The following is a 6,133-nucleotide window of genomic DNA, read 5'->3' on the forward strand; positions in this document are numbered from 1 at the left end:
GTTTCACGGTGGAGGACCACGGAGAGCCCGGTGCTCTCCATATGCGATAGCCCCTGCGCCACGCCCCCGGCCCCGCTAGCCTCGCAGCTCGCGAGCGGTGGCGACGAGGTGGCCGAGGGATGCTTCCACCTCGGGCCAGCCACGGGTTTTCAGCCCGCAATCCGGATTGACCCAGAGCTGCTCCGCCGGGATGCCCGCGGCGGCCTTGCGCAACAGGGCCAGCATTTCCGGCTGACTCGGCACGCGCGGCGCGTGGATATCCCAGACGCCGGGGCCGATCTCATTGGGGTAGCGGAAATCACGGAACGCTTCGAGCAGCTCCATGGCGGAGCGCGAGGTCTCGATCGAGATCACGTCGGCATCCATCTCGGCGATCGCCTCCATGATGTCGTTGAACTCGGCGTAGCACATGTGGGTGTGCACCTGGGTGTCGTCGGCCACCCCCGAGGCGGTGATGCGGAAGCAGTCGACCGCCCAGCGCAGGTACGCATCCCAGTCGGCGTGGCGCAGCGGCAGGCCTTCGCGCAGCGCCGGCTCGTCGATCTGGATGATGCCGATGCCGGCCGTTTCGAGGTCCAGCACCTCGTCGCGGATGGCGAGCGCGATCTGCCGGCAGGTTTCGGCGCGCGGCTGGTCGACCCGTACAAAGCTCCATTGCAGGATGGTGACCGGGCCGGTGAGCATGCCCTTCATCGGCTTGTCGGTGAGCGAGGCGGCATAAGCCGACCAGCGCACGGTCATCGGCGCCGGTCGCGAGACATCGCCGTAGATCACTGGCGGTTTGACGCAACGCGAGCCATAGGATTGCACCCAGCCGTTTCTGGTGAAGGCGAAGCCGTCGAGCTGCTCGCCGAAATACTCCACCATGTCGTTGCGCTCGAACTCGCCATGCACCAGCACGTCGAGGCCGAGGCGCTCCTGGATGCGCACCGCCCGCTCGGTCTCCGCCTCGAGGAACTGCTCGTAGGCCAGCGCGTCGATCTGCCCGTGCTTGAAGGCGGCGCGCTGCTCGCGCACCTGTTGCGTCTGCGGGAACGAGCCGATGGTGGTTGTGGGGAAGGCCGGCAGGCCGAAACGCCGGCGCTGCGCCGCACGACGGATGGCGAACGGGCTGGCGCGATTGAGCGGCAGGCTGGCGGCCGCCCTGCCCTTCACCTCGGCGCGGTGGATGCGTGGCGATTGCCGATGCGACAGGGTCGCGGCGGCGCTCGCTTCGAACGCGGCTTTGACGGCCGGGCGGCCCTTCTGCATGGCGAGGGTCAGCGCCGCCACCTCGCCCAGCTTCTGGGTGGCGAAGGCCAGCCACGACCGGAGCTCGGGGTCGAGCTCGGTTTCCGCCTCGAGATCCACCGGGCTGTGCAGCAGCGAGCAGGACGGGGCAACTTCGAGCCGATCCGGGCCGACGCTGTCCCACGCCTTGTTGACCAGCGCCAACTGGCGGTCGAGATCGGCCCGCCAAATGTTGCGGCCATCGATGACCCCGACCGACAGCACTCTATCCGCCGGCAGCGACTTCAGCACCGCAGGGAGTTGTTCCGGAGCGCGGACGAGATCGATATGCAGCCCCGCCACATGCAGCCCGGCGGCGAGCTCAGTGTTGTCGCCGAGCGCACCGAAATAGCTGGTGAGCATGATGCGCGGCGCCACCGGCTGCAGCACGTCATAGGCGTGGCGCAGCGCCGCCCGTTGCGCCGCGTTGAGGTCGAGCGCCAGGATCGGCTCGTCGATCTGCACCCAATCGGCGCCAATCGCCTTCAGCGTGCCGACCAGTTCGGCATAAACCGGCAGCACGGCGTCGAGCAGGGTCAGCGGGTCTACCTCGTCCTTGGCTTTCGCAAGGCTCAGCCAGGTGACCGGGCCGACCAGCACCGGCCGCGTCTCGATGCCGAGCGCCCTGGCCTCGAGTACCTCGTCGACCGCCTTGCTCGAGGCGAGGCGGAACTGCTGGCCGCTATGCAGCTCGGGCACGATGTAGTGGTAGTTGGTATCGAACCACTTGGTCATCTCCATCGCCGGCGCCGCGGCCGTGCCGCGCGCCATGGCGAAGTAGCGCTCGGTGGGGTCGGCAAGGCTCTCGAAGCGCGGCGGGATGGCGCCGAGCGTCGCGGTCATGTCGAGCACATGGTCGTAGAAACTGAAATCGTTGGACGGGATCACCTCGATGCCGGCATCGCGCTGCAATTGCCAATGGCGGACGCGCAGCGCCTTGCCGGAGGCGTCGAGGGCCGCTGCGTCGATTGCCCCCTTCCAATAGGCTTCGAGGGATTTCTTCAGTTCGCGATGGAGGCCGATACGGGGAAAGCCGAGATTGGCTGAACGGGTCATGGAGTTTCCGATGCGTGTACGGGCCCGGCGCCGAGAGGCGCGGGCGAAAATGCTGATCAGGATGGAGCCGGGTTCCGGAGCGTTTTCAGGAAAAGTTGTGAGACTTTTCCGGTTCGAAAGCGCGACAACGAAAGACCGCCGGTTCAGCGACGCATTCGGAAGTGGTGACGATGGTTCGTCATGGTCTGGTCCTCTCGCCGATCCGCCCGATCGACTGCAAGTGCACAATCACTTCCACGGTAGGTCTCCTGGCTCGCGGGATCCTGAACGCTCGCCTTCCCGGCTTCTCGCCAGTGGCTCGTTGAGCGCCCATCACCGCCTACAGTTGCGGGGGCAGCTCCGGACTTGGGGACGGCCCCGTACCGGATTCCCTGTTATCCCCTTGCGGGGACCATGGACGGGCTGAGGTTGCCGCAGGGACGGGGCGCTGTCAACGGGACATAAAGATATCTTTATATCCCACTCATCACAGCGAGCTGACCGCTGATGCGAATTCCATCGCAACCCATTGACGCGAATCTCGAACAGGCACACTACATCTAGTGTGTCGTGGTCACCCGGTTCGCAAGGACGGGTGATAATAGGGAAGCCGGTGCGGGCAATTGCTCCAGTCCGGCGCTGCCCCCGCAACTGTGATAGCCGGCGCCGCCGGCCAGCCAGATACCTGCCACGACAGGTTAGTTCGTCCACGGGCGGGGTGCACCGGTTGGCCGCGAAAACGCCCGGGCCAGCTGCGCCTGCGCGCCGTTTCGCGACCTCGGAAAACCCCGCTGCCACTCACGGGGTTACTTGAGGCACATGTCCACTTCAGAGATCGTCCATTCCGACACCGGCCGCCCGGTCGTCGTCACCTCTCCCGAGCCGCACGCGGCCACTGCGCCGGGCTTCTCGCTGTTGAAGCGCAATGGCGGCACGGTGCCGTTCGATCAGAGCAAGATTGCCGTGGCGCTGACCAAGGCGTTCCTTGCCGTCGAGGGCAACAAGGCGGCCGCCTCGCGCCGGGTGCACGAAATCGTCGAACAACTGACCGGCGAAGTGGTGGCGGCTTTGGTCCGCCGGGCCAAGGACGGCCGGGTGTTCCATATCGAGGATGTGCAGGATCAGGTCGAGCTGGCGCTGATGCGCGGCGAATACCAGAAGGTCGCCCGCGCCTATGTGCTGTACCGCGAGGAACACGCCAAGGCGCGCGCCGACAAGGCGGTGGCACCGGCCACGGCTCCCGCGATCCGCATGGCCGATGGCGCGCCGCTCGACGAAGCGCGCCTCGCCACGGTCATCGCCGAGGCCTCGGCCGGCCTTGAGGGCGTGGTCGCCGAGACCATCCTCACCGAGACCCGCCGCAACCTCTATGACGGCATTTCGACCGAGGAGCTGGCGCTGGCGCCGATCCTCGCCACCCGCACCCTGGTCGAGACCGAACCCAGTTACGCCTATGTCTCGGCGCGCCTCCTCAACGACAAGCTGCGGCGTGAGGCGCTGAGCTTTCTCGCCGGCCGCCCCGACCAGGCGACGCAGGCCGAGATGACGAGCCGCTATGCCGAGTATTTCCCCGCCTATCTCGAGCGCGGCATCGGGCTCGAACTGATCGATCCGGAGCTCGGCCGCTTCGATATCGCCCGCCTCGCCGCGGCGCTGCGGCCGGAGCGCGACCAGCAGTTCCAGTATCTGGGGTTGCAGACGCTCTATGACCGCTACTTCCTCCACTCCGCCGGCACGGTGTTCGAACTGCCGCAGGCGTTTTTCATGCGCGTCGCCATGGGCCTCGCGGTGCGGGAGATCGACCGAGAAGCCCGCGCCATCGAGTTCTATAACCTCTTGTCGAGCTTCGACTTCATGGCCTCGACCCCGACGCTGTTCAACTCGGGGACGCTCAGGCCGCAGCTTTCGAGCTGTTTCCTCACCACCGTCGCCGACGACCTCGACGGCATCTTCAAGGCAGTGAAGGATAATGCGCTGCTCGCCAAATATTCCGGTGGCCTCGGCAATGACTGGACCCCGGTGCGTGGGCTCGGCGCCCATATCAAGGGCACCAATGGCGAGAGCCAGGGCGTGGTGCCGTTCCTCAAGGTGGCCAACGACACCGCCATTGCGGTGAACCAGGGTGGCAAGCGCAAGGGCGCGGTCTGCGCCTATCTCGAGACCTGGCACGTCGACATCGAGGAGTTCCTCGATTTGAGGAAGAACACCGGCGACGAGCGTCGCCGCACCCACGACATGAACACGGCCAACTGGGTGCCGGACCTGTTCATGGAGCGCGTCGAGGCGGGAGCACAGTGGACGCTGTTCTCGCCCGACGAAACGCCGGACCTGCACGATCTCTACGGTCCGGCGTTCAAGGCGGCCTACGAGGCCTATGAGGCGAAGGCGGCAGCCGGCGGCATAACGGTGTTCAAGACGGTCCGGGCGCTCGATCTGTGGCGCAGGATGCTGACCATGCTGTTCGAGACCGGCCACCCCTGGGTGACCTTCAAGGACCCCTGCAACATCCGCTCGCCGCAGCAGCATGTCGGGGTGGTGCACTCCTCCAACCTCTGCACCGAGATCACGTTGAATACGGGCAAGGACGAGGTGGCGGTCTGCAATCTCGGCTCGATCAACCTGCTTGCCCACATCGGCGACCAGGGCCTCGACCTCGAGCGGCTCAAGCGAACCGTCGATACCGCGATGCGGATGCTCGACAATGTCGTCGACATCAACTTCTACACCATCCCGGAAGCCCGCCGCTCCAACCTCCGCCACCGCCCGGTCGGGCTGGGCCTGATGGGCTTTGCCGATGCGCTGCAGGCGCAGGGCATCGCCTATGGCTCGGATGCCGCGGTGGAATTCGCCGACCGCTCGATGGAGGCGATCAGCTACTATGCCATCACCGCCTCGACCAACCTCGCCGAAGAGCGCGGCGCCTACGCCTCGTTCCCGGGTTCGCTGTGGAGCCGTGGCGTACTGCCGATCGACAGCCTCGAAATGCTGGCGGTGACCCGCAGCGAGATCCATATCGACCGCACCCAGCGGCTCGACTGGGAGGCGCTCCGCCAGCGCGTCAAGACGGTGGGGATGCGCAACTCCAACACCATGGCGATCGCCCCGACCGCCACCATCTCGAACATCTGCGGGGTGAGCCAGTCGATCGAGCCGGGCTACCAGAACCTTTACGTCAAATCGAACATGTCGGGCGATTTCACCGTGGTGAACGCGCTCTTGGTGCGCGACCTGAAGGCCCGCGGGCTGTGGGACGAGGTGATGATCTCCGACCTCAAATATTTCGACGGCTCGGTCGGCCAGATCGACAGGGTGCCCGACGATCTCAAGGCGATCTACGCCACGGCGTTCGAGCTCGATGCCAGCTGGCTTATCGCCGCCGCCTCGCGCCGGCAGAAATGGATCGACCAGGCGCAATCGCTGAACCTCTACCTCGCCAATCCCTCGGGCAAGGCGCTGGACCAGCTCTACCGCAGCGCCTGGAAGGCGGGTCTGAAGACCACCTATTACCTGCGTTCGCGCTCGGCGACGCATGTCGAGAAATCGACGCTGAAGGGCACCGACGGCAAGCTCAACGCGGTGGCAGTGACGCCGGCGCTGGCTGCTGCGCCAGTGGTCGAGGCAGCGCCGGTGGTCGAGGCAGCGCCGGTGCAGAAGAAGCTGGCGCTGGAAATGGCGGTGCTAGATGGGCCGGCGTGCCTGATCGACGACCCCGACTGCGAGGCCTGCCAATAACGCCTGGCCACCGGCTCTGGTGCTCCCCTCCCCCTTGAGGGGAGGGGCGGGGGGCTGTCTCTTAGACCCTACTGACGCTGCCGACGAGCGCTCTGGG

At 66.2% G+C, this 6,133-nt stretch carries 2 protein-coding genes and 2 riboswitches; of the genes, one reads left to right on the forward strand and one right to left on the reverse strand.

What is annotated here, in order from left to right; all coding sequences use genetic code 11:
• Positions 1 to 75 precede the first annotated feature (75 nt).
• Positions 76 to 2,325 carry a 5-methyltetrahydropteroyltriglutamate--homocysteine S-methyltransferase gene (metE, locus tag VW23_RS23780; protein WP_069911972.1) on the reverse strand — a complete coding sequence of 750 codons (2,250 nt, stop codon included), beginning with the start codon at positions 2,323 to 2,325 and terminating at the stop codon, positions 76 to 78.
• A gap of 221 nt (positions 2,326 to 2,546) precedes the next feature.
• Positions 2,547 to 2,736: riboswitch (cobalamin riboswitch) on the reverse strand.
• A gap of 122 nt (positions 2,737 to 2,858) precedes the next feature.
• Positions 2,859 to 3,011, forward strand: a riboswitch (cobalamin riboswitch).
• Positions 3,012 to 3,123: 112 nt separating this feature from the next.
• Here metE and VW23_RS23785 point away from each other — a divergent pair.
• Positions 3,124 to 6,036, forward strand: coding sequence for a ribonucleoside-diphosphate reductase subunit alpha (locus VW23_RS23785; protein WP_069911973.1), 2,913 nt, complete (start codon positions 3,124 to 3,126; stop codon positions 6,034 to 6,036).
• Positions 6,037 to 6,133: the final 97 nt, after the last annotated feature.

The organism is Devosia insulae DS-56 (genome assembly GCF_000970465.2).
Taxonomy (GTDB): Bacteria; Pseudomonadota; Alphaproteobacteria; order Rhizobiales; family Devosiaceae; genus Devosia_A; species Devosia_A insulae.

Excerpts from the sequence above, each read along its gene's own strand:
- metE (WP_069911972.1), bottom strand. The coding sequence starts at position 2,325 with ATGACCCGTTCAGCCAATCTCGGCTTTCCCCGTATCGGCCTCCATCGC.
- VW23_RS23785 (WP_069911973.1), top strand. The coding sequence starts at position 3,124 with ATGTCCACTTCAGAGATCGTCCATTCCGACACCGGCCGCCCGGTCGTC.